Genomic DNA, 22,115 nt, shown 5'->3' on the forward strand with positions numbered 1-22,115 from the left:
GAAGGGCGGCACCCCATTCCGGGTGCCGCCCTTCGGCGTTCCGTGCGTGCTGTGCACGCTGCGTCCCTGCCCTACTTGCGCATGACCTCCGGCTCGTGGCGGCGCAGCAGGCGCGCCACCGCGAAGCCGCAGATGATCCCGAGGAACAGCAGCACCGAGATGTTCATCCCCCACTGACCGGCCGTGTGCTCCCACAGCGGGTCGAGGTCGGTCGGGTTCTTCTGGTCCCACGGCGGCATCAGGTGCGCGAGGTCGAGCGTCGAACCCGCGGCCGCGATGGCCCAGCGGGACGGCATCAGCCAGGCGAACTGCTCCAGGCCGGGCGATCCGTACACCTGGAAGAGGATGCCGGTGAAGACGACCTGGACGATCGCGAACATGACCAGCAGCGGCATGGTCTTCTCGGCGGTCTTCACCAGCGAGGAGATCACCAGGCCGAACATCATCGAGGTGAAGCCAAGCGCGATGACCGTGACGCAGAGCTCGACGGCCGGGGGCATGATCAGGCCCTCTTCGGGCAGGTCGCGGGTGGCGAAGCCGATGCCGCAGATGATGACGCCCTGGATGGCCGTGATCGCGCCGAGGACGATCACCTTGGACATCAGATAGGCGGAGCGGGAAAGGCCGGTGGCCCGTTCCCGTTCGTAGATGACGCGTTCCTTGATCAGCTCTCGTACGGAGTTGGCCGCACCGGAGAAGCACATGCCGACCGCGAGGATCAGCATGATCGTTCCGGCGTCTCCGTTGAACTTCGACGGCGGCTTCGGCGGGGCCAGGCCGAAGTCGGCCGGGATGACCACGCTGACGATGCCGAGGACCGCGGGCAGGATCACCATCAGACCCATGAAGCCCTTGTCGGACGCGATCACCGACACATATCGGCGGATCAGCGTCCACAGCTGCGTCATCCAGCCCTGCGGCTTCGGCGGACGCATCTGCTGCGGCGGCGGCATGTGTACGGACTGTGCGGCAACGGCGTCGATGTCCGCGGCGTACATCTGGTAGTGCTGCGAGCCGCGCCAGCGGCCCGCCCAGTCGTAGTCACGGTAGTTCTCGAATGCGGAGAAGACGTCGGCCCAGGTGGTGTAGCCGAAGAAGTTGAGCGCTTCCTCCGGCGGACCGAAGTAGGCGACGGAGCCGCCCGGCGCCATGACGAGCAGCTTGTCGCAGATCGCCAGCTCGGCGACCGAGTGCGTGACGACGAGGACCGTACGGCCGTCGTCGGCGAGGCCGCGCAGCAGCTGCATGACATCGCGGTCCATGCCCGGGTCGAGGCCGGAGGTCGGCTCGTCCAGGAAGATCAGCGACGGCTTGGTGAGCAGCTCGAGGGCGACGGAGACACGCTTGCGCTGGCCACCGGAGAGCGAGGTGACCTTCTTGTCCTTGTGGATGTCGAGCTTGAGCTCGGCGAGGACCTCATGGATCCGGGCCTGGCGCTCGGCCTCGGTGGTGTCCGCGGGGAAGCGGAGCTTGGCCGCGTACTTGAGGGCCTTGGTGACCGTGAGTTCCTTGTGCAGGATGTCGTCCTGCGGAACCAGGCCTATGCGCTGGCGCAGCTCGGCGAACTGCTTGTACAGATTCCGGTTGTCGTAGAGGACGTCGCCCTGGTTGGCGGGCCGGTAGCCGGTGAGCGCCTTGAGCAGGGTGGACTTGCCGGAACCGGACGGGCCGATGACCGCGATGAGCGACTTCTCCGGGACGCCGAACGAGACGTCCTTGAGGATCTGCTTCCCGCCGTCGACCGTCACCGTGAGGTGGCGGGCGGAGAAGGAGACCTCACCGGTGTCGACGAACTCCTCGAGGCGGTCGCCGACCAGGCGGAACGTCGAGTGACCGACACCGACGATGTCGTTCGGACCGATCAGCGCGGAGCCGGACTTGTGGAGCGGCTGGCCGTTGACGTACGTGCCGTTGTGGGAACCGAGATCGCGGATCTCGAAGCGGCCGTCGGGGGTCGCGTGGAACTCGGCGTGATGGCGCGAGACCTGGAGGTCGGAGACGACGAGTTCGTTCTCCAGCGCACGGCCGATGCGCATCACACGGCCGAGATCCAGCTGGTGGAACGTGGTCGGGCTGCGGTCGCCGTAGACCGGCGGGGCCCCCGCGGCACCGCCGGAACCACCTGCGCCGGGTGTCTCTGCCATGCCCTGCTGGTGGGGCAGTTGAGGCTGCTGGTGCTGGGCGTTCTGTTGCGGCTGCCCCTGGGGTGTCTGCTGCCAACCCTGCTGCTGGGGCTGCTGCGACGCGGGGTCCGGCCAGTCGGCGCCACCCCGCTGGGGCTGCTGGGCAGGGGCCTGCTGCGCGCCCGCACCCTGACCGCTGTACACATCGGCGCCCGCGGCGGATCCGCTGAAACTCAGCCGCGGTCCGTCAGTCGCGTTGCCCAGGTACACGGCGGAGCCCGGCCCGATATCCATCTGGTGGATCCGCTGGCCGTGCACATAGGTGCCGTTGGTGGAGCCGTGGTCCTCGATGAACCAACTGCGGCCCCCCCAGCTGATCGTGGCATGCCGCCACGACACCCTGGCGTCGTCGATCGACAGGTCCCCCTGCGGATCTCGGCCGAGGGTGTACGGCCTGGACGGATCGAGCGTCCAGGTCCTTCCATTCAATTCCAGTACGAGTTCCGGCACTCCGCGCCCCACTAGTTGTCCCCCGGGTTACCCCCATCGCAGGGAGTCTAGGGATGCTGAACATCGTGGGGAACTATTCCAGGAGCAGTCCCTGATACGAAAGTCGGGCGGGGCCAGGACCGTCACGAGACCTGTGCGCACGCGCCGTTGACTCGGGAGAAACATGCTCGGAGAGTAGTAAGCGCCCATGAGTGCGTACGGATCATGAGCGAATAGATCAACTCAGGGCATCTCGGTGCGAATTGAGGGGGTCCTGATGGCGAGAGACGTGCCCGGGGGCGGCGGTACGAGGCACATCCCTTGGGGGGATGTGGTGTTGGCCGCCATCGCCTCGGTGAGCTGGGCGATGGTCGCGATGGCGGGGACGGCGGCCCTCGGACTGCATCTGCTCGGCGCCGACTCGGCCGGGGCGCTGGGGCCGATGACGGCCGCCGTGGTGGTGCTGGGGGCGGGCGGATCGGTCTCTCCGTCGGGCGATGTCTCGGCGTTCGGGCTCGACGGGGCCGAGGCGCACGCCGCCCTGTCCGTGACACCGCTGGGGGTGGGGCTGGCCGGCGCGCTGTTCCTCTCCTTCTTCTTCCTGCGATCGCTGCGTGGGGCGGGAGCGGTCCTGCCCGGTGCCGAACTCGCGGTCCGCGCAGGAGCGGTGGTGGTGATGTTCGTCGCCGTGCTCGGCGGGCTGGCCTGGGCGGGTCACGATGTCGTGACGATCGACGGTGCGTCGCTGGGTCTGGACGACGTACCGGGGACGGACGGCGATCTGCCCGGTGGGGCCGGGGGCATCGGAGACCTGCTGCCGGACGGGCTCGGCGATCTGGGCGACCTCGGCGGGCTGCTGCCGGACCGGCTGGCGGATCTCGCGCGGGCGCAGGCCCATGTCGGGTTCACGGTCGACGCGGCGAAGTCGCTGGTGGGCGGGGTCTGCTGGGTGCTCGGGGTGCTGGTGATCGCGGTACTGGCCTCGCGTCGTACGCCGTTGCCGTCCGGTCTGGCGTGGCTGCACCGGACCGTCCGTCCGGCGGTGTCCGCGCTGGTGTCGGTGCTGCTCGTGGCGGTGGTCGCCGGGTGCGCGGCCGCGGCGTACGCGGCGGTCGGCGACGACCACCCGAAGCGCATCGCGGGCGCCGCACTGCTCGGGGCGCCGAACGGGACGTGGCTCGGGGTGCCGCTCGGCCTCTTCGTACCGTGGGACGGACAGGCGACCGGCGAGCTGGCCAAGCTGCTTCCCGACCCGCTGGACGGGCTGCTGCGGATGTCCGCCGACGAACCGGTGACGGTCGGGCGGCTGGCCGAACTGGACCACCGGGTCTGGCTGCTGGCGGTCGCCGCCGCGGTGATGATGCTGTACGCGGGGGCGCTGGCCGCGACCCGTACCGACCGGGGAGAGGCGACTGCCGCCGGGTTCGCGGGGCGCTGTGCGCTGCGGCTCGGAGGCGTGACGGCGGCGGCCCTGCCGCTGCTGGTGTGGCTGACGCAGGTGTCCGCGGATGGATCGCTTTCGGTGCTGGGCTTCGATGCGTTCGGGGCCGGGATCGAGCTGCACGGGCATCTGGGGATGGCTGCGGTGCTGGGTGCGGTGTGGGGTGCGGGTGCGGGTGGGGTGGGAGCGCTGGTGGCGTGCGGGACGGGAGCGGTTCCTGCGATTCCGGCGGGATCGTCGGGCCGCGGCGACGGCGCCGGCGGTGGTCCGGTGCCTGGGCCGTATACGCCGTCGCAGCCGTACCGGCCGTCGCACGCGGAGACCAACCCATATCTGCGCCCGCATCCGACGGACGCGATCCATGGGGCGCCGACAGTGGTGGGACCGATCGGCCCGCCCACCCCGCCGAAGGTGCCGCCCCCGGGGCCCGGGCCGGCGCAGCGGGACAGGGAAGCGCCGCCGGATCGGCCTCCCGCGCGGGGGTGAACGTGTCTCCTCGGCCGTGGGGCGGGTGCGAGAACGCCGGGTGAAAGCTCCGTTCCCGAGCGCCGGACCGGCTTGGAAACGCGCCGGTCGGGAATCCCTTCCCGGTGTCCGGTCCGCGGGACGGGGCTTCGGGCGTGTGAGGCGGACCGATACGGTGGAGGCACCATGAGCGCATCTCAGCCCCCTCAGTCTTCCCCGTCTCCTGAGCACCCTGAGGCCCCTGCGTCCCGTCAGGGCACCGACACCCCCACCCTTCTCGTCAAGATCTTCGGGAAGGACCGTCCCGGCATCACCGCCGGGCTCTTCGACACGCTCGCCGCCTACGCGGTGGATGTCGTCGACATCGAGCAGGTCGTCACCCGTGGCCGTATCGTCCTGTGCGCGCTGGTCACCGCTCCCACCGGTGGTATCGCCGCGGCCGGCACCACCGAGGGCGATCTGCGGGCGACCGTGCACAGCTGGGCCGACTCGCTGAAGCTGCAGGCCGAGATCATCTCCGGAACCGGTGACAACCGGCCGCGTGGTTACGGGCGCTCCCATGTGACCGTCCTCGGACACCCGCTGACCGCCGAGTCGACCGCTGCCATAGCGGCCACGATCACATCGACGGGCGGCAACATCGACCGAATCTTCCGGCTGGCGAAGTATCCGGTCACGGCCGTCGAGTTCGCCGTGTCCGGCACCGGGACCGCGGAGCTGCGGACCGCGCTGGCCACCGAGGCCGCCGGAATCGGGGTCGATGTCGCCGTCGTGTCGGCCGGACTGAGCCGCCGTGCGCAGCGGCTGGTCGTCATGGACGTCGACTCGACGCTCATCCAGGACGAGGTCATCGAGCTGTTCGCGGCCCACGCCGGCTGTGAGGACAAGGTCGCCGAGGTAACCGCGCAGGCAATGCGCGGTGAGCTCGATTTCGAGCAGTCGCTGCACGCGCGGGTGGCGCTCCTGGCAGGGCTCGACGCGTCGGTGGTGGACAAGGTGCGCGCCGAGGTGCGGCTGACGCCCGGCGCCCGCACGCTGATCCGTACGCTGAAGCGGCTCGGCTACCAAGTGGGCGTCGTCTCCGGCGGGTTCACCCAGGTCACCGACGATCTCAAGGAACGGCTCGGGCTCGACTTCGCCTCTGCCAACACTCTGGAAGTGGTCGACGGCAAGCTCACCGGCCGGGTCGTCGGCGACATCGTGGACCGGGCCGGCAAGGCCAGGCTGCTGCGCAGCTTCGCCGAGCAGGCCGGGGTGCCGCTGGCGCAGACCGTCGCGATCGGCGACGGCGCGAATGACCTGGACATGCTGAACGCGGCCGGTCTCGGAGTCGCCTTCAACGCCAAGCCGGTCGTCCGCGAGGCCGCGCACACCGCGGTGAACGTGCCGTTCCTGGACACCGTGCTGTATCTGCTCGGGATCACCCGTGAGGAGGTCGAGGCCGCCGACGGTCTCGTCGACTGACCGACCGGCCTCGTATCTCGCGTACGGGACAGGCCCCGGCACTCGTGACCATGCGTCCCCGTGCCGGGGCCTTTCCGCGTACCGCGGCGGGATCAGTCGTTCGGCGTCCAGTACTCGACGAGCTTGCCCACCCCGTGCTCCACGCCCTTCCAGGAGCCGGAGAACTCGATCACGGCGAACGCGGCGGTCGGGAAGCCGCCGCGGGTCATCCGGGCCATGGTCTCGCCCTCCGCCGAACCCGCCAGGGCGTCCGCGAGGGCGTGCATGCCGGGGTTGTGGCCGATGAGCAGCAGGTTCCGTACGTCGTCGGGGGTCTCGTTCAGCAGGGCGATCAGCTCGCCGAGGGAGGCCTCGTACAGCCGCTCCGGGTACACGGTCCTGGGCCGGTGAGGCATCTCGTGCACCGCCAGCTTCCAGGTCTCGCGCGTCCTGACGGCGGTCGAGCACAGGGCCAGATCGATGACGATGCCGGAGTCGACGAGTTTGCGGCCTGCCACGGGGGCATCCTTGCGGCCACGCTCCGCGAGCGGCCGCTCATGGTCGGAGTCCTGCGACCATTCCGCCTTTGCATGCCTGAGTAGGACGATCCTGCGAGGTGTATCGACGCTCATACACCTCAGCTTCGCACGAAATGAGACGCCCGGCGCAGGGTGTTGGGGGGCTCCCCCCGCTGCGGGTGAACGGGGTCAGAGGGCCAGCAGGTCCACGATTCGCTCAAGCAACTGACCGATCGCCGAATCGCCCGTTGCGGCGTGCGCCTCGCCGGATCCGGAGATCAGCAGCAGCAGTGCGGCGAACGCGACTGCGGGCAGCGCGACGGCCCACCACGGCAGCCTGACCTCGACACCGGCAGAGGTCGGGCGGGGGGATCGGGTGTACGTACGGGCCGCCATGTCCGCCTCCGTGGGGCGTCGGTTCTGATACCCAGAACTTACGGATGCGGGGGTGCCGGTCCCATCCGGTGACCCACCCACTTCACCCTGACCCTGGCCCCCTAGGGGATGGTGGTGCTAGCCCCACCATCGGCCCGCAGGCCGCGGAACGCGCGAGAAGTGCAGGAGGGAGGCGGCGGCGCAGCCGAGGCGTCGGAGAGAGGCGTCAGGGGGAGGCGATCGAGGCGATCACTCCGATGATCACCGTGATCACGAGCATCGCCCCGAGTACGAGGAGAAGCTTCTTCTGACCGTTCTGGGGATTCGGATCGAGCACTGGCATGAGGCCAGTCTCGCATCTCAGCATTCGTCCTCGATCGTCCGGTCCCGCCCGGCCAGGATTCCCGCCACCATCTGCGGCACCATCAAGCCTGCCATCAGCGCGATCGGCAGTCCCCAGCCGCCGCTGTGCTGGTACAGCACGCCGACGAGCAGCGGACCGGGGATCGAGATCAGATAGCCGGTGGACTGGGCGAACGCGGACAGCCGGACCACTCCGGCGCCGCTGCGGGACCGCATGCCGATCATGGTGAGGGCGAGCGGGAAGGCGCAGTTGGCGATGCCGAGGAGCAGCGCCCAGGCCCAGGCGCCGCCGGCCGGTGCGAGGTACAGGCCCGCGTAGCCGATGAGGCCACAGACGCAGAGGAAGACGACGATCGGGCCCTGGTTCTTCATCCGGGCGGCGACCCGCGGGATGACGAAGGCGAGCGGCACACCCATGGCCATGGTCACGGCGAGCAGGACGCCCGCCGTGCCCGCCGAGACCCCGGCGTCGCGGAAGATCTGCGGCATCCATCCCATGGCGATGTACGCGGCGGTGGCCTGCAGGCCGAAGAAGCAGGCGAGGCCCCAGGCGGTGCGGCTGCGGGTGATCCGCAGGGCAGGGGCGTCCCCGTGCTGCGGGGCGGTGGACTGTCCGTGGGCACCGCGGCGGTCCCGCGTCAGCGGGATCCAGGGCAGGACCGCGGCAGCGGCGAGCACGGCCCAGATTCCGAGGCCTGCATTCCAACTGCCGCCGAGCGCGTCCGTCATGGGCACGGTGACGGCTGCGGCGAGCGCGGTGCCGAGGGCGAGCGCCATCGAGTAGAGACCGGTCATGGAGCCGACTCGGTCCGGGAACCAGCGCTTGACGATCACCGGCATCAGAATGTTGCTGACGGCTATGCCCATGAGGGCGAGCGCGCTGGCGGCGAGAAAGCCGGCCGTGGAGCCGACGAACGGCCGGATCACCAGACCGGCCGCGATGGCGACCATGCCGGCGCAGACGACCGCGGCGGGCCCGAATCTGCGGGCGAGGCGCGGCGCCATGATGCCGAAGACCGCGAAACAGAGCGGCGGCACGGAGGTGAGGACGCCGGCGACGCTGCCGCTCATGTGCAGCCCGTCCCGTACCTCTTCGAGGAGGGCGCCGAGGCTGGTGATGGCGGGGCGGAGGTTGAGCGCGGTGAGGACGAGACCGACGGCGATCAGACGGAACGCCCAGGGGCCGGGTCCGGCGGTGGGCTGCGAGGTCTGCGGTGCCGGGGAGTCCACGGCGGCGGTCGCCGTGGCGGTGTGCCGGCTCGGGGGCGAGGTCTGGAGCTGGGTCTCGTCGTCGGGCATGGGGTCCATCATAGAATGATGGGATGATTGATTGTCCACTCGACCGAGAGTCTTCGGAAACCTCCGAGAAGTCCGGGAACCGGAAAATGCGGAAGCCCCGAGGGCCGGAGCAAGGAGCATCATGGCTTTGACGTCCCCGCGGCGGTCGGCTCTCGCCGACCAGGTGATCGCCCAGCTGCGGAATCAGATCACCTCGGGCGAGTGGCCCGTCGGTTCGCGGATTCCGACCGAACCCGAACTGGTGGAGCAGCTGGGGGTGGCCCGCAACACCGTCCGCGAGGCGGTGCGCGCGCTCGCGCACAACGGGCTGCTGGACATCCGGCAGGGATCGGGCACGTATGTCGTCGCCACCAGTGAGCTGGCCGGGGTGATGCACCGCCGGTTCGCGTCCGCCGACCCGCGTCATGTCGCCGAGCTGCGGTCGACGCTGGAGTCGTCAGCGGCCCGGCTGGCGGCCGCCCGGCGCACCGAGCGGGATCTGAAGCAGCTGGACGCGCTCATGGCGCGTCGCGAGGAGACCTGGGCCGCGGGTGACGCGGAGGCGTTCGTGGCCGCGGATGCGACGCTGCATCTGGCCGTGGTCGCCGCCTCGCACAATGAGGTGCTGACGGGCCTCTATGCCGACCTGGGCGATCTGCTGCGTGACTATCTCCGGGTCGATGTCGGGCACGAGCTGCGGCCGGAGAACCATATGGACCATGCGCGGCTGGTCGAGGCGATCCGGGCCGGTGACGCGGAGACGGCGGCCGCCGAGGCCGCGAGTCATGCGCTCAGCTGCCTGGTGGACCGGGTCTGATTCCCGCGTTCCGGAAGATCCGGAAGAGCGGGAAGAGCGGGAAGAGCGGGCTTCTATATCCGCTGGTGGGTGACCCAGACGGAGGCGACTTCCTTCCAGCAGCGGTCGTCGAGCCGTACCGTCTGTCCGGGAGCGACGTCGACGGGTATCCCGTCCGCGTCTATGTCCCACCAACGGTCGCATTCGGTGTGCAGCTGTACCCGGTCGCTGGTGGGGTACGGGTTGTGGCAGTAGGCGACCACCCAGGAGCCCTGGACCGACGTACGGCAGTCGGCGCCGTGCGGGTCCGGGGTGGGGGCGGTCGGCGCGGACGCCCCGGGCCACCCCAGCCCGGATATGCCCAGGGGGACGACAAGCGCGGCGACGGCGACCGAGGCCGCCAGCAGGGCCCAGGTTCGGCGACGTGTGGGGCGCACAGCGATCTCCTCCCCGCAGCCTGACCAAAAGTCCGGTTCCACCACATTCTGCGGTGCATCGACCATCTTTTCGACTTGAGCGGGCGAACGGCCGGGCGGGGACGCACGACGGCCGCGTACCACCTGCTCGGACGGTGGTACGCGGCCGTTTCGTACAGGGTTCTACGAGGTCAGGCGCCCATCATGTGCACGCCACCGTCGACGTGGATGATCTCGCCCGTGGTCTTCGGGAAGAAGTCCGAGAGCAGTGCGACGACACCGCGGCCGGCTGGCTCCGGGTCAGCCATGTTCCAGGAGAGCGGGGAGCGGGTGTTCCAGACGTCAGCGAGCTCCGAGAAGCCCGGGATGGACTTGGCGGCCATCGAGCCGATCGGGCCCGCCGAGATCAGGTTGCAGCGGATGCCGTCCTTGCCCAGGTCGCGGGCGAGGTAACGGGAGGTGGCCTCCAGCGCGGCCTTGGCCGGGCCCATCCAGTCGTACTGCGGCCAGGCGAACTGTGCGTCGAAGGTGAGGCCGACGATCGAGCCGCCCTCGCTCATCAGCGGCTTGCAGGCCATGGCGAGCGACTTCAGCGAGAACGCCGAGACGTGCATCGCGGTGGCGACGGACTCGAACGGGGTGTTGAGGAAGTTGCCGCCGAGCGCGTCCTGCGGTGCGAAGCCGATGGAGTGGACGACGCCGTCCAGGGAACCGAGCTCCTCACGGACCAGGCCTTCGAGCCGGTCCAGGTGCTCGGTGTTGGTCACGTCCAGCTCGATGACCTTGGCGGGCTTGGGCAGCTTCTTGGCGATGCGCTCCGTCAGCGTGGGCCGGGGGAAGGCGGTCAGGATGACTTCGGCCCCCTGCTCCTGGGCCACCTTGGCGGTGTGGAAGGCGATGGACGACTCCATCAGCACACCGGTGATGAGGATGCGCTTGCCGTCGAGAATTCCGATCATGGCGGTCAGTGACCCATGCCCAATCCGCCGTCAACGGGGATGACGGCTCCAGTGATGTACGACGCGTCGTCGGAGGCGAGGAAGCGCACCGCGGCGGCGATCTCCTCGGGCTGCGCGTAGCGGGCGAGCGGCACCTGGGCGACGATGCCCTTGCGCTGCTCCTCGGTGAGCACCTGGGTCATGTCGGTGTCGACAAAACCGGGCGCGACGACGTTGAAAGTGATGTTCCGCGAGCCGAGCTCGCGCGCCAGAGACCGGGCGAAGCCGACCAGACCGGCCTTGGAGGCGGCGTAGTTGGCCTGCCCCGCCGAGCCGAGGAGACCGACGACGGAGGAGATGAGGACGACGCGGCCCTTCTTGGCGCGCAGCATGCCGCGGTTGGCGCGCTTGACGACCCGGAAGGTGCCGGTGAGGTTGGTGTCGAGTACGGACGTGAAGTCCTCCTCGGACATCCGCATCAGCAACTGGTCCTTGGTGATACCGGCATTGGAGACCAGCACCTCGACCGGACCGTGCTTCTCCTCGATCTCCTTGTAGGCCTGCTCCACCTGCTCGCTGTCGGTGATGTCGCACCGGACGGCCAGAACGCCTGCCTCGGTGAGAGCCTGGGGCGGCTCGCCCGAGCGGTACGTGATCGCGACCTTGTCGCCGTTGTCGGCGAAAGCGCGGGCGATGGCGAGGCCGATGCCCCGGCTTCCTCCGGTGACGAGAACCGAGCGGCTCAACGGATCACCCTTTCGATAGCGGTCTGGTACCTCGAAAACCTATCGGTACCAGGCGCTCCACGAGGAATCGGCCCCTGACAGTGGCTTCCGCGAGGCGCTGTGGGGTTCCTACAGTTGGCACCCGGCCCGGCCTCATTCCACCATTCCGGGCGCATGCGCGGAGAGGCCCTCTTCCCTCGCTGAGTCGAGCATGCGCTTGTCGTACGTGATCAGAGAGTCAAGAGCTCCGCCGATGACGAGCGCGCTCGCGACGTGAATGGCATCAAGGGATCTCAGGGCCCCCGAGACCCTGGTGGCCAGATCCCGGACCTCTTCCGTCAGCAGGATCTCGGTGACCATCCCGTCCAGATCCGACAGTGCGTTGGGGAATGATCCGGCCTTGTCGAGCTGCCGGACGGTCTCGACGATGCCGATGGTGCTGGTAGCCAAGGGCAGCCCGGGCCGATCGGACAGGAATGTCCTGAGCTCGGCGGCACCCGGCCTGCCTGTGAGCAGAGTGATGAGCGCCGAGGAATCCATATAGATCAACGGTCGTCCTCCTCGCGTTCGGCCAGGAGAAGCTCCAGCGGATCGAGAGAGCCTGAGGGGAGGTCGTATCGCGGGAAGTGGTCGAGGTCCGAGGTGGTCGCGGCCTTGAGCCGGATCTTCCCCTGAGCCACCAGGTCCGCATACCGGGATGTCGCCCCGGAGCCGGGCAGCAGTATGGCGATCACCTTGCCATGCCGGGTGACCTGGACCGCCTCCCCCTTCTCCACGCGGGCGAAGACGGCGCTCGGGTTGTACGAGAACTCTCGGACGGAGATTGCGCTCATCGGGGGCGGGGCTCCCTTCAGCATGCAGCCAAGAAAGTACCTACACTCCAAGATTGTACCTACAACGCCGGTCCGTGCTTACGGCAGTGACCGCGCGAGCGTTTCCGCGAGCTCGTCGATGCGGCTGCTCAGCTCCGCCTGCGGCAGGCTCAGGTCCAGGACGTGTCTGTGCAGCCTGATCTCCTTGCCCGACACCGGTACGCGTACGACGCCCGGTCTGCCGCCTGCGTACACGAGGTGACCGTCGTCGAGTCCGAGACGTACGCAGTAGGCGAGCATCTGGTACAGGTCCTCGCGGCGGAAGCCACGCTTGTACTTGGCGTCCACCACGATCGCGGGCACGGGTACGCCTGTGGCCCTCGGGAGGTAATGGATCAGGTCGGGTTTCAGGACGTGGCGCCTCCCGACGGCGAGGTGGTGATTGCGGTCCGCGGGCTCCGCCCGGCCACCCACGGCTTTCACCAGCGCTTCACCCAGTGCCCGGCCCAGGAAGTCCTCGTAGACCTGCCACATCCGGAACACCAGGCCGTCGACGGACACGTTGCGTCCATCCTCGAACTCGTAGGAGGCGCCGCCCAGGATCAGTGCCGCCAGCGCGAGTACCGGCTGGTAGCGCTGATTGAGGCGGCTCGGCTGCCAGGCGGGTACGGGTGCCCCGGGGACGAGTGAATTCACCCCGTCCAGTTGTGCGGCGAATCCCTGCAGTTCGGCGCGCAGGCGTGACTCCAGGCCCGGAACCCGTAACAACCTGCGGACCGCGCCGAGCAGCAGCCGGTTCTCCGCGATGTCGACGCTGTGCTCGTCGTACGTCACTTCCAGTGGCACCACGAGCCCCGGGCGCCTGCTCAGCTGGGCGGAGGCCCGTAGCCGGCCACGCAGCACCGGCAGAGTGTCATCAGTCTCCCGGTAACCGAACAGCGGCCCCGCTCGCAGAGCCCGCCGAGCGGCGCGGTTGAACGCGTGCGCGACGGCGGGCAAGAGGTCGGCGCGGGCCACCGCGTCGACCTGCTGGTCCTGCCAGAGGAGCCGGCTCGGCGCATATCCGAGGAGGTACATGAGCCGGTCGACGGGAATCTTGGGCTCGATGAACAGCCGTACCCGGCCGGGACCGCGCCCGAGCCGGACAGCCCCCACCCGGTCCCTGGCACGCAAGCGGTACGTGCCCGCACGGCCCGTGGCCCGTATCTCGATGAGTTCGGACCGGTCCAGCTCCCACACCTGCTCCGGGGTCAGAGTCCGCTCGGACCACGCATCCCCTTCGCGGAGCCGTACGGGCTCCTCGCTCGTCATGCGCCGCCGCCGGGCTGCAGCCCGAGGTGTTCCCTGATGCCGGCCAGGCCGTACGTCTCCTCGATGTCGGTCCCGTCGCCCCAGTGGTATTCGGTAAGCAGCGGTATGACCTGGCTGCGCCAGATGAGGTCCATGGACTGCGGACTGCTGTGGGCCATGGACTGCATGAGATACGAGTGCCCGACGCGGAAGTCCCGGTCGTTCGCCGGGCCTTCGGCGATGCGGCGGTTGAGTTCGTCAAGCAGCAGCGCGGCATCCAGCGGGTGGTTGTTCGCGGTGAGCCAGCGGCTGAGGAGGCCGGTGAGGGGCGGGACGTCCGGGTGCAGCTCCACGAAGGAGAACCGGCGGCGCATCGCCGCGTCCATCAGCGCCACGGTCCTGTCCACCGTGTTCATGGTGCCGATGATGTAGAGGTTGGGCGGCAGCCGGAAGCCGCGGCCCTCGTCGGAGCCGTAGAGGAGGTGCACGAACTCCTTGCGGTACTCCAGCAGGAAGTACATCTCGCCGAAGACCTTGGCGAGGTTGCCGCGGTTGATCTCATCGATGACCAGGACGAAAACCTCGGCAGGGCGTTCCTCGGCCGCGTCCGCGAGCCTGCGCAGCGGGCCCTGGACGAGATCGAATACAAGGCCGGTCGAGGTGTCGGCGTCCCGCTCGCGCTTCTCGGCAGGGCCGTCGGACGCCTTCTTCTTCGGCAGCCGTGGGCGGAACCCTTCGAAGAAGTCCTCGTAGGTGTAAGCGGGGTGGAACTGCACCAGTCGCACATTGTTGGGGCTGCCGCCTGTCAGATGGCGGGCGAGGGCGAGGGCGGTGTAGGTCTTTCCCGTACCCGGAGGGCCATGGAAGATCAGCTGCGGTTTGCCCCGGAGAAGCTCGACGCTTTCCTGCAGCCAGTAGGCGTTGTCCAGGAAGAGGCCGCCAGCCAACTCCTCGGTGGCATCGGGAATCTCCGCCGTGATGTCCGGCGGGGGTGTGGCGCGCTCCGGCTCGGGCCCGACGAGCGGCTCGAGCCGGGAGGCGAATTCGCTGATGTCAACGATCCGCGCGTCCGCGTCGGCGACCCGGCCAGTCAGCTCGGCAGGAAGATCGCGCACGAAGTCGAGAGGCGCGTCGAGGTTCCGCCAGGCGACCGATCGGGCGAAGTGGGCCGCGTCCTCGAGCGGGTCCGTATAGACGGCGGGGCCCCGCACCACGCCCAGATATGCCTTGGGGCCGTCGGTGCACACCACGATGTCCCCCTCCTGTATCCGGGAGAGAAAGGTGTGGAGCTCTTCCGCGCGGCGGTCTCGCTGGGCAGCAGTGGCCCCGGAGTCCGCGTCGTCGACAGCCTTGCGGACCCGCTGCGGGCCGGCGCCTTGAGCGAGGGCCGGCAACCGGTCGGCCGACAGGGTCACCACGCCCTCGTCACGCCAGTGGCTGCGGATCAGGCTGGCGCCACCGGCGTCCGTACCTCGGATGATCCACACCCTGCGCGGCCGCTGGGGGATGCTGTCCTGCCCGGGCTCCTCCCCGAGCACGAGCGCGGTGATCTCCTCGGCGGTGAGCCGCTTGCCGGGCAGTGCCCGTACGGTGTCGATGCCGGAGGCGGCTTCGTCGTAGAGCTCGTCGCGCTCCAGCAGGGTGCGCCAAGCCCCGATCTCGGTCGGTAGCAGCGTGGTGCCGAAACCTGCCTCACCATCGGGGGAGAGCGCGAGATGCCAGCCCTCGGGCCTGGTGCCCTGGAGGCAGGCGGCGAGGGCCTCGGGGTCGATCTCGTACTCGGCCGCGAGGTCCTCGATACTCACCCACCGGTCGTCGGGCAGTTCGGAGAGCAGTTTGGCGGCAGCATCGAAGTAAAGGCGCCCGGCCCTCCAGTGGGCGTACCGAGTGCCGGCCTCGGAGAAGAACGTCCCCGGATCCGGGTAGGCGTGCAGGGCCTCGACGCCGAGGCCGGTCAGCCGCCAGGTGCGGTTCGCCCGTGTCAGCCAGCCAGCCTTGGTCAGAGTGGTGGCCGTGAAGCTGAGGTTGCGGTCGATATCGGTGGTCACCGCGGCGCCGAGAGCGTGCCAGTCCTGTGCAAGCGTCGGGTCAGCAGCGTGGATCAGCGGCCGGAGCTCGCGGAACGGCAGGCCGTCCTGGAGGTGGTCGGCGAGGACGGTCGCGGCCTGGCGTACGGCGCGGGCGCTGATCTCGAAGGCGGTGGGCACGGCTTCCTTTCCAAGGGGCGCCCGCGAGGGCCTTTGTGCGGCGTTCAGCCGAGGGCGACTGGGGTGGTCGGCTCCACCGCGCCGTTGGCGACGACCAGCAGCAGATCGCCGACGGTCGCGTCGTCCCCGAGGCCGAGTTCCGACACGGGCCGCGCCCCTGGGACGTCTCGCGCGGCGACCGGCATCAGATGCAGTTCGTTCTTCTCTCCCTGGAAGGCGAGCATCACCCAGGTCTCGTCCTCGCGTATCCGCGCGACGACCGCGCTCAGTCGGTCCGGCAGCACGGCACAGACCACGGTCAGCCGCTGGCGTTCGGCCCGGGGGAAGGCAGAGATCATGTCGAGCAGTCCGGGTGCGGAGAGTGTGCCTTCCAGCAGCCGCGCCACGCCGGCGCGGTCCTCCGAGCGTTCGTCCTGCTGGCTGTGCACGAAGCGCACAATCGGCAGGCCGTCGGCCAGCGCCTGTTGCCAGCGGGGCAGCATGAAGTCGATGTGCAGAGCATCCTCCCGGGTCGCTCCGGCATCACCGACCTGCTCGCCGATGCCCGCCAGCCAGGTGTTGATCTCTGCCCAGCGCCAGACCAATGAGCGCCCGACCGTGCCCTCCGGCTCCGGGAACGTACCGGCCCCCGTGTGCCGCTCGCCGTTCACCCATTGCAGAACGTTCTGCCGGCTGCGGCCCGTCCGCTCGGCAATGTCCGACACACCGACCAGATCCGGGTCCAGCCGCAGCAGCCTCAGCTGCGGCAGCTCTTTCCGTAGCCGGACGACGAGGCGGTGAGCAGCGTCGATGGCACCGTCCCCGCACTCGGCCAGATCGAGTAGATGTTTGTCCCGGTGGCGGGTGAGCAGCCCGTCGAACTCGTCGAAGATGACACCGACCGCCAGATCGTCGTCCACGCTGACTCCGTCCACGACAAAGAGAAACTCATACTCCATTTCGCCCTTAACCCCCTTCGAGCGTGCCCTCACCAGCCTCCGCGCCAGGGTGCGCCACCCCTGCAAGGGCAGACTTACCCACCTCTTGCGCGTTGTCAAACGACAACACCTCCACCAAGGGCACGGCGCGGGTCACCTTCGGGGAGCGGGCAGAGTTTCGCGCGCCGCTCGATGTTGCGTGCCGTGCGCCCTGGGTTCCTCGCCGTGCCGGGTATCGGAATGGCGAGACAGCCCCCTCCGGCGCAGGGACAGTACAGCCGCCCCCAGTGCCCTTCCTTGCGCAACGCCCAGCCGGCGGCAACGAGCCGCTTGAGAACTGCACGGATTTCCTTGTCCTGGTGATCCGCCGGTGACACTTCGCGCCCGACCATCCACCATCTCCCCAACCCTCGGCGCCGTACCGGAAGTTGACCGTCAACCTGGCGTGATCGGGAGACTACCCCGAGGGACTGACAATCGTCGAAATCGCACGCCAATACGGCAATTGATGACGTGTATGGTCAGCCGCGACCATGCCGGAGCAGGCAGCAAATCTGCTTGCCGACGGGCGTCAGCGTGATGTCCCAGCCAGGCGCGAGGAAGTCCATGAGCGGCAGCCCCCGACCGGATTCGATTTCGGGGTCGTCAAGTTGAACCCCCGCCCGATGCGGGAAGCGGCGCCGGTCCGGGTCATGGAGCCGAACCCAGACACCGGCCGCTGTCAACTCGACCTCAGCCACCAGGGGGACGTAGTCGCCGCAGACGTGGACGGCGTTGCCGTAGAGCTCGGAGAGAACGAGCTGGGCGGAGTCGACGAGTTCGGGGTCGACACCCGCGCCGAGGAGCGTCGCCTCGGTGAGGCCACGAGCCGCCCGGAGATTGCGCGGGGAAGCAGACATCGAGTTCGGCGACAGTGCCCCCGCTGCGGAAATTCGGATTGAGCGAGATTCGGGGATCCGGCCAGCGGGCCTTGCGTTCCCGCTCCTCGTCGAGGTGCCGCTGGATTTCGCGGTCCCTCACACCGACCAGTGAGCTAGTGAAGGCGTCGTAGTCACTGATCAGCCTCTGGTGAACCCCGAAAACATCCATTGTCGCGCCCGCTCCCCACTGCCTGCTGTACTGCGTCGGCCCTGCCCGTACCGCTTGTTGGCCCCCCAGCCATCCGCAGCGATCAGCCTACTGCCGTGCAGCACGCTCGCGGCCCGCAAACCAGTAGCCGCTCGCCGACGGACTCCTCCATGATTCACTGCCAAGACCGTCAAATGAGGGGAGCCCTTCGTGGCCCACGAGGTAGATCAGTCATTCCTGGCCCTGCCGCTACGGGCCCTCGCCGACGCGGCGCTGGCCCGGGCCCGCGCGCTGGGCGCCGTCCATGCGGACTTCCGCTTCGAGCGGGTGCGCAGTGCGTCCTGGCGGTTGCGGGACGCCCGGCCCGCCGGGACTTCGGACACCACCGATCTCGGGTACGCGGTGCGTGTGGTGCACGGCGGGGCGTGGGGGTTCGCGTCCGGCGTGGATCTGACCATGGACGCGGCGGCGAAGGTCGCGTCCCAGGCGGTCGCCATGGCGAAGCTGTCGGCCAAGGTGATCGCGGCGGCCGGGTCCGACGAGCGGGTGGAGCTGGCGGACGAGCCGGTGCACGGCGAGCGGACCTGGGTGTCGGCGTACGACGTCGACCCGTTCTCCGTGCCGGACGAGGAGAAGGCGGGGCTGCTGGCCGAGTGGAGCAGCCGGCTCCTCGGCGCGGAGGGTGTCGCGCATGTGGACGCCTCGCTCATGACCGTCCACGAGAACAAGTTCTACGCGGACACGGCGGGCACCGTCACCACCCAGCAGCGGGTGCGGCTGCATCCGCAGTTCACCGCCGTCGCCGTGGACGGCACGACCGGTGAGTTCGACTCGATGCGGACCGTCGCGCCGCCGGTGGGCCGCGGCTGGGAGTACCTCACGGGCACCGCCTGGGACTGGGACTCCGAGCTGGAGCAGATTCCGGGGCTGCTCGCCGAGAAGATGCGCGCGCCGAGCGTCGAGGCGGGGACGTACGACCTGGTCGTCGATCCGTCGAATCTCTGGCTGACGATCCATGAGTCGATCGGCCATGCCACCGAACTGGACCGGGCGCTGGGCTACGAGGCGGCGTACGCCGGGACCTCGTTCGCCACCTTCGACCAGCTGGGCAAGCTGGCGTACGGCTCGCCGGTGATGAACGTGACGGGCGACCGCACCGCCGAGCACGGGCTCGCGACCATCGGGTACGACGACGAGGGCGTCGAGGGCCAGTCCTGGGACCTGATCAAGGACGGGACGCTGGTCGGCTACCAGCTCGACCGGAGGATCGCGAAGCTGACAGGCCTCGGCCGTTCCAACGGGTGTGCGTACGCCGACTCGCCGGGCCACGTCCCCGTACAGCGGATGGCGAACGTGTCCCTGCAGCCGGATCCCGGCGGGCTGTCCACGGAGGATCTGATCGGCGGGGTGGAGCGCGGCATCTATGTGGTCGGCGACCGGTCCTGGTCGATCGACATGCAGCGCTACAACTTCCAGTTCACCGGGCAGCGCTTCTTCCGCATCGAAAACGGCAAGCTGGCCGGTCAGCTGCGCGATGTCGCCTACCAGGCGACGACGACGGACTTCTGGGGCTCGATGGAGAAGGTCGGCGGCCCGCAGACGTACGTCCTGGGCGGCGCCTTCAACTGCGGCAAGGCCCAGCCGGGCCAGGTCGCGGCCGTCTCGCACGGCTGCCCCTCCGCCCTCTTCCGAGGCGTGAACATCCTCAATACGACGCAGGAGGCGGGCCGATGAGCCGCGTCAGCAAGCCGTACGAGATCGTCGAGCGCGCGCTCGAGCTGTCCACCGCCGACGGCTGTGTGGTCATCGCCGACGAGGACTCCTCCGCCAATCTGCGCTGGGCGGGCAACGCGCTCACCACGAACGGGGTGACCCGGGGGCGGACCCTGACGGTCATCGCGACGGTGGACGGCGCCGAGGGCGCGGCGTCCGGTGTGGTCTCCCGTTCCGCGGTCACCGCCGACGACCTGGAGCCGCTGGTGCGGGCCGCCGAGGCCGCCGCGCGCGGGGCCGGGCCCGCCGAGGACGCGCAGCCGCTGGTCACCGGCGTGCCCTCGTCCCCCGATTTCACGGATGCCCCGGCCGAGACGAGTTCCGAGGTGTTCGCGGAGTTCGCCCCGGCGCTCGGTGACGCCTTCGCCCGCGCCCGGGCCGGCGGCCGCGAGCTGTACGGCTTCGCGTACCACCAGCTGACGTCGACGTATCTGGGCACGTCGACGGGGCTGCGGCTGCGCCACGACCAGCCGAACGGGACGCTGGAGCTGAACGCCAAGTCCCCCGACCGGTCGCGTTCCGCCTGGGCGGGCCGGGCTACCAGGGACTTCAAGGATGTCGACCCGGCCGAGCTGGACGCGGAGCTGGCGCAGCGGCTGGGCTGGGCGGAGCGCCGTATCGAGCTGCCCGCCGGGCGGTACGAGACGCTGCTGCCGCCCACCGCCGTGGCCGATCTGCTGATCTACCAGCTGTGGTCGTCGACGGCCCGGGACGCCGCCGAGGGCCGGACGGTCTTCTCGAAGCCGGGGGGTGGCACCCGGCTCGGCGAGACGCTGTCCGAGCTGCCGCTGACCCTGCGCAGCAACCCGAACGCGCCCGGGCTCGAGTCCGCACCGTTCGTGATCGCCCACTCCTCCGGGGACGGCGCCTCCGTCTTCGACAACGGGCTGCCGCTGTCGTCGACCGACTGGATCCGGGACGGCCGGCTGGACCGTCTGACGACCACCCGGCACACGGCCGGACTGACCGGGCTGCCGGTGGCTCCGGCGATCGACAACCTGGTGCTCGACGGCGGTGGAGAGCGGTCGCTGGACGAGATGGTGGCGGCGACGACCGGCCCGGCCCTCCTGCTGACCTGCCTCTGGTACATCCGGGAGGTCGATCCGGCGACGCTGCTGCTGACCGGGCTCACCCGGGACGGGGTGTATCTGGTGGAGGACGGCGAGGTGGTCGGCGAGGTGAACAACTTCCGGTTCAACGAGTCGCCGGTCGATCTTCTGTCGCGGGCCGTCGAGGCGGGCCGTACCGAGAAGACGCTGCCGCGCGAGTGGGGCGACTGGTTCACCCGGGCCGCGATGCCGGCGCTGCGGATCCCGGACTTCAATATGAGTTCGGTCAGCCTCGGCGTGTGACCCTAGACTGACCGTGGCAGATCAGCACACGTAACAGGGAGACACAGAACAGTGACGGAGATCGTCGACGAGCTGAAGTGGCGCGGGCTGTTCGCCCAGTCCACTGACGAGGACGCACTGCGCAAGGCTCTCGCGGACGGTCCCGTCACGTTCTATTGCGGCTTCGACCCGACCGCGGCGAGCCTGCACGTGGGCCACCTGGTACAGGTGCTCACCGTGCGCCGGCTGCAGCAGGCCGGGCACCGGCCGCTCGCCCTGGTCGGCGGGGCCACCGGCCAGATCGGTGACCCGCGGCCGACGGCCGAGCGGACGCTGAACGACCCGGAGACGGTCGCGAACTGGGTGACGCGGCTGCGTTCCCAGATCGAGCCGTACCTCTCCTTCGAGGGCGCGAACGCCGCAGTCATGGTGAACAACCTGGACTGGACCGCGGGCATGTCCGCGATCGAGTTCCTGCGGGACATCGGCAAGCACTTCCGGGTCAACAAGATGCTGACCAAGGACTCGGTCGCCCGCCGGCTGGAGTCCCAGGAGGGCATCAGCTACACGGAGTTCAGCTACCAGCTGCTGCAGGGCATGGACTTCCTGGAGCTGTACCGGCGGTACGGCTGCGCCCTCCAGCAGGGCGGCAGCGACCAGTGGGGCAACCTCACCGCGGGCATCGACCTGATCCACCGCCTGGAGCCGGGCGCCGAGGTGCATGCACTGGCCACACCGCTGATGGTGAAGGCGGACGGCACCAAGTTCGGCAAGTCCGAGAGCGGGGCCGTGTGGCTCGACCCGGAGATGACGACGCCGTACGCGTTCTACCAGTTCTGGCTGAACGTGGACGACCGGGACATCTCCTCGTACATGCGCATCCTCAGCTTCAGGAGCCGCGCCGAGCTGGAGGAGCTGGAGAAGCTCACCGAGGAGCGTCCGCAGGCCCGGACGGCGCAGCGGGCGCTGGCGGAGGAGCTGACGACGCTGGTGCACGGCGCCGATCAGTGCGCGGCGGTCATCGCGGCGTCGAAGGCGCTGTTCGGCCAGGGTGAGCTGGGCGATCTGGACGAGGCGACGCTGAGCGCGGCGCTCTCCGAGGTGCCGCACGCCGAGGTCACCGAACTGGGCCCGCTGGTGGACCTCCTGGTGGAGGTGGGCCTCGCGCCGAGCAAGTCGGGGGCCCGCCGCACGGTCAAGGAGGGCGGCGCCTACGTGAACAACGTCAAGGTCGTGGACGGCGAGACCGCGCCGGCCCGCGAGGAGCTGCTGCACGGCCGCTGGCTGGTGCTGCGCCGCGGCAAGAAGAACCTCGCGGCCATCGAGGTCACGGCCGGCTGACCGGCA

20 protein-coding genes are annotated in these 22,115 nt (G+C 69.4%); 6 read left to right on the forward strand and 14 right to left on the reverse strand.

Annotation, left to right across the window (positions count from 1 at the left end):
• Nucleotides 1-71 precede the first annotated feature (71 nt).
• Nucleotides 72-2,645 (reverse strand): FHA domain-containing protein, encoded by a 2,574-nt coding sequence (locus ABZV38_RS04110; protein WP_356324321.1) that lies wholly within the window; start codon nucleotides 2,643-2,645, stop codon nucleotides 72-74.
• A gap of 244 nt (nucleotides 2,646-2,889) precedes the next feature.
• Between ABZV38_RS04110 and ABZV38_RS04115 the strand changes: the two genes are divergently transcribed.
• Both ABZV38_RS04115 and serB read left to right on the forward strand, forming a co-directional pair.
• A complete protein-coding gene (locus tag ABZV38_RS04115) occupies nucleotides 2,890-4,539 on the forward strand; it encodes a streptophobe family protein (RefSeq protein ID WP_356324323.1) in 1,650 nt (549 codons plus the stop codon).
• Nucleotides 4,540-4,704: 165 nt separating this feature from the next.
• Complete coding sequence (gene serB, locus ABZV38_RS04120) at nucleotides 4,705-5,982, forward strand: phosphoserine phosphatase SerB (protein WP_356324325.1); 1,278 nt, start codon at nucleotides 4,705-4,707, stop codon at nucleotides 5,980-5,982.
• A gap of 92 nt (nucleotides 5,983-6,074) precedes the next feature.
• Here the strand turns inward: serB and ABZV38_RS04125 are convergent, their stop codons facing one another.
• The 4 genes from ABZV38_RS04125 to ABZV38_RS04140 all read right to left on the reverse strand — a co-directional run bounded on the left by ABZV38_RS04125 (nucleotide 6,075) and on the right by ABZV38_RS04140 (nucleotide 8,516).
• Complete coding sequence (locus ABZV38_RS04125) at nucleotides 6,075-6,593, reverse strand: histidine phosphatase family protein (RefSeq protein WP_356324326.1); 519 nt, start codon at nucleotides 6,591-6,593, stop codon at nucleotides 6,075-6,077.
• Nucleotides 6,594-6,668: 75 nt separating this feature from the next.
• Nucleotides 6,669-6,875: a hypothetical protein gene (locus tag ABZV38_RS04130; RefSeq protein WP_356324328.1), complete on the reverse strand. Its 207-nt coding sequence runs from the start codon at nucleotides 6,873-6,875 to the stop codon at nucleotides 6,669-6,671.
• Nucleotides 6,876-7,080: 205 nt separating this feature from the next.
• Complete coding sequence (locus ABZV38_RS04135; protein WP_356324330.1) at nucleotides 7,081-7,197, reverse strand: SGM_5486 family transporter-associated protein; 117 nt, start codon at nucleotides 7,195-7,197, stop codon at nucleotides 7,081-7,083.
• Between the two features lie 17 nt (nucleotides 7,198-7,214).
• Nucleotides 7,215-8,516 carry an MFS transporter gene (locus ABZV38_RS04140; RefSeq protein ID WP_356324332.1) on the reverse strand — a complete coding sequence of 434 codons (1,302 nt, stop codon included), beginning with the start codon at nucleotides 8,514-8,516 and terminating at the stop codon, nucleotides 7,215-7,217.
• A 121-nt stretch (nucleotides 8,517-8,637) separates the two neighbouring features.
• Here ABZV38_RS04140 and ABZV38_RS04145 point away from each other — a divergent pair, with 121 nt between their 5' ends.
• Nucleotides 8,638-9,312 (forward strand): FCD domain-containing protein, encoded by a 675-nt coding sequence (locus ABZV38_RS04145; RefSeq protein WP_356324334.1) that lies wholly within the window; start codon nucleotides 8,638-8,640, stop codon nucleotides 9,310-9,312.
• Nucleotides 9,313-9,365: 53 nt separating this feature from the next.
• Here ABZV38_RS04145 and ABZV38_RS04150 read toward each other — a convergent pair whose 3' ends face one another.
• The 9 genes from ABZV38_RS04150 to ABZV38_RS04190 form a co-directional block, all read right to left on the reverse strand.
• Complete coding sequence (locus ABZV38_RS04150; protein ID WP_356324337.1) at nucleotides 9,366-9,728, reverse strand: hypothetical protein; 363 nt, start codon at nucleotides 9,726-9,728, stop codon at nucleotides 9,366-9,368.
• A 170-nt stretch (nucleotides 9,729-9,898) separates the two neighbouring features.
• Complete coding sequence (gene fabI / locus ABZV38_RS04155; protein ID WP_352264687.1) at nucleotides 9,899-10,666, reverse strand: enoyl-ACP reductase FabI; 768 nt, start codon at nucleotides 10,664-10,666, stop codon at nucleotides 9,899-9,901.
• A gap of 5 nt (nucleotides 10,667-10,671) precedes the next feature.
• Entirely contained in the window at nucleotides 10,672-11,391 is a 720-nt protein-coding gene (gene fabG, locus ABZV38_RS04160; RefSeq protein ID WP_356324339.1) for a 3-oxoacyl-[acyl-carrier-protein] reductase, read from the reverse strand.
• A 132-nt stretch (nucleotides 11,392-11,523) separates the two neighbouring features.
• Nucleotides 11,524-11,910 carry a type II toxin-antitoxin system VapC family toxin gene (locus ABZV38_RS04165; protein WP_356324643.1) on the reverse strand — a complete coding sequence of 129 codons (387 nt, stop codon included), beginning with the start codon at nucleotides 11,908-11,910 and terminating at the stop codon, nucleotides 11,524-11,526.
• A gap of 5 nt (nucleotides 11,911-11,915) precedes the next feature.
• Nucleotides 11,916-12,203: a hypothetical protein gene (locus ABZV38_RS04170; RefSeq protein ID WP_356324341.1), complete on the reverse strand. Its 288-nt coding sequence runs from the start codon at nucleotides 12,201-12,203 to the stop codon at nucleotides 11,916-11,918.
• 78 nt (nucleotides 12,204-12,281) lie between these two features.
• The gene (locus ABZV38_RS04175) at nucleotides 12,282-13,493 is read right to left on the reverse strand and encodes a restriction endonuclease (protein WP_356324343.1); all 1,212 of its coding nucleotides are present in this window, start codon (nucleotides 13,491-13,493) and stop codon (nucleotides 12,282-12,284) included.
• Complete coding sequence (locus tag ABZV38_RS04180; RefSeq protein ID WP_356324346.1) at nucleotides 13,490-15,679, reverse strand: AAA family ATPase; 2,190 nt, start codon at nucleotides 15,677-15,679, stop codon at nucleotides 13,490-13,492. Before ABZV38_RS04180 ends, ABZV38_RS04175 begins: the two co-directional genes overlap by 4 nt.
• A 44-nt stretch (nucleotides 15,680-15,723) precedes the next feature.
• Nucleotides 15,724-16,617 carry a hypothetical protein gene (locus ABZV38_RS04185; protein WP_356324348.1) on the reverse strand — a complete coding sequence of 298 codons (894 nt, stop codon included), beginning with the start codon at nucleotides 16,615-16,617 and terminating at the stop codon, nucleotides 15,724-15,726.
• A 500-nt stretch (nucleotides 16,618-17,117) separates the two neighbouring features.
• Nucleotides 17,118-17,495, reverse strand: coding sequence for an ATP-binding protein (locus ABZV38_RS04190; protein ID WP_356324350.1), 378 nt, complete (start codon nucleotides 17,493-17,495; stop codon nucleotides 17,118-17,120).
• 379 nt (nucleotides 17,496-17,874) lie between these two features.
• Here ABZV38_RS04190 and ABZV38_RS04195 point away from each other — a divergent pair, with 379 nt between their 5' ends.
• The 3 genes from ABZV38_RS04195 to tyrS are packed head-to-tail and all read left to right on the forward strand — an operon-like array spanning nucleotide 17,875 to nucleotide 22,109.
• Nucleotides 17,875-19,398: a TldD/PmbA family protein gene (locus ABZV38_RS04195; RefSeq protein ID WP_356324352.1), complete on the forward strand. Its 1,524-nt coding sequence runs from the start codon at nucleotides 17,875-17,877 to the stop codon at nucleotides 19,396-19,398.
• Nucleotides 19,395-20,789 carry a metallopeptidase TldD-related protein gene (locus tag ABZV38_RS04200; protein WP_356324355.1) on the forward strand — a complete coding sequence of 465 codons (1,395 nt, stop codon included), beginning with the start codon at nucleotides 19,395-19,397 and terminating at the stop codon, nucleotides 20,787-20,789. The genes ABZV38_RS04195 and ABZV38_RS04200 overlap by 4 nt, the downstream gene beginning before the upstream one ends.
• A gap of 51 nt (nucleotides 20,790-20,840) precedes the next feature.
• Nucleotides 20,841-22,109, forward strand: a complete 1,269-nt coding sequence (gene tyrS, locus ABZV38_RS04205) for a tyrosine--tRNA ligase (RefSeq protein ID WP_356324357.1) — start codon at nucleotides 20,841-20,843, stop codon at nucleotides 22,107-22,109.
• Nucleotides 22,110-22,115: the final 6 nt, after the last annotated feature.

This window comes from Streptomyces sp. NPDC005181 (assembly GCF_040608395.1).
Lineage (GTDB): Bacteria > Actinomycetota > Actinomycetes > Streptomycetales > Streptomycetaceae > Streptomyces.

Bases quoted from the DNA above. Each gene is read 5' to 3' on its own strand.
- ABZV38_RS04130 (WP_356324328.1), bottom strand. From the start codon at position 6,875: ATGGCGGCCCGTACGTACACCCGATCCCCCCGCCCGACCTCTGCCGGT.
- ABZV38_RS04145 (WP_356324334.1), top strand. From the start codon at position 8,638: ATGGCTTTGACGTCCCCGCGGCGGTCGGCTCTCGCCGACCAGGTGATC.
- ABZV38_RS04170 (WP_356324341.1), bottom strand. From the start codon at position 12,203: ATGAGCGCAATCTCCGTCCGAGAGTTCTCGTACAACCCGAGCGCCGTC.
- ABZV38_RS04175 (WP_356324343.1), bottom strand. From the start codon at position 13,493: ATGACGAGCGAGGAGCCCGTACGGCTCCGCGAAGGGGATGCGTGGTCC.
- ABZV38_RS04165 (WP_356324643.1), bottom strand. From the start codon at position 11,910: ATGGATTCCTCGGCGCTCATCACTCTGCTCACAGGCAGGCCGGGTGCC.
- ABZV38_RS04190 (WP_356324350.1), bottom strand. From the start codon at position 17,495: ATGTCTGCTTCCCCGCGCAATCTCCGGGCGGCTCGTGGCCTCACCGAG.
- fabI (WP_352264687.1), bottom strand. From the start codon at position 10,666: ATGATCGGAATTCTCGACGGCAAGCGCATCCTCATCACCGGTGTGCTG.
- ABZV38_RS04140 (WP_356324332.1), bottom strand. From the start codon at position 8,516: ATGCCCGACGACGAGACCCAGCTCCAGACCTCGCCCCCGAGCCGGCAC.
- ABZV38_RS04135 (WP_356324330.1), bottom strand. From the start codon at position 7,197: ATGCCAGTGCTCGATCCGAATCCCCAGAACGGTCAGAAGAAGCTTCTC.
- serB (WP_356324325.1), top strand. From the start codon at position 4,705: ATGAGCGCATCTCAGCCCCCTCAGTCTTCCCCGTCTCCTGAGCACCCT.
- ABZV38_RS04125 (WP_356324326.1), bottom strand. From the start codon at position 6,593: ATGAGCGTCGATACACCTCGCAGGATCGTCCTACTCAGGCATGCAAAG.
- ABZV38_RS04185 (WP_356324348.1), bottom strand. From the start codon at position 16,617: ATGGAGTATGAGTTTCTCTTTGTCGTGGACGGAGTCAGCGTGGACGAC.
- ABZV38_RS04200 (WP_356324355.1), top strand. From the start codon at position 19,395: ATGAGCCGCGTCAGCAAGCCGTACGAGATCGTCGAGCGCGCGCTCGAG.
- ABZV38_RS04115 (WP_356324323.1), top strand. From the start codon at position 2,890: ATGGCGAGAGACGTGCCCGGGGGCGGCGGTACGAGGCACATCCCTTGG.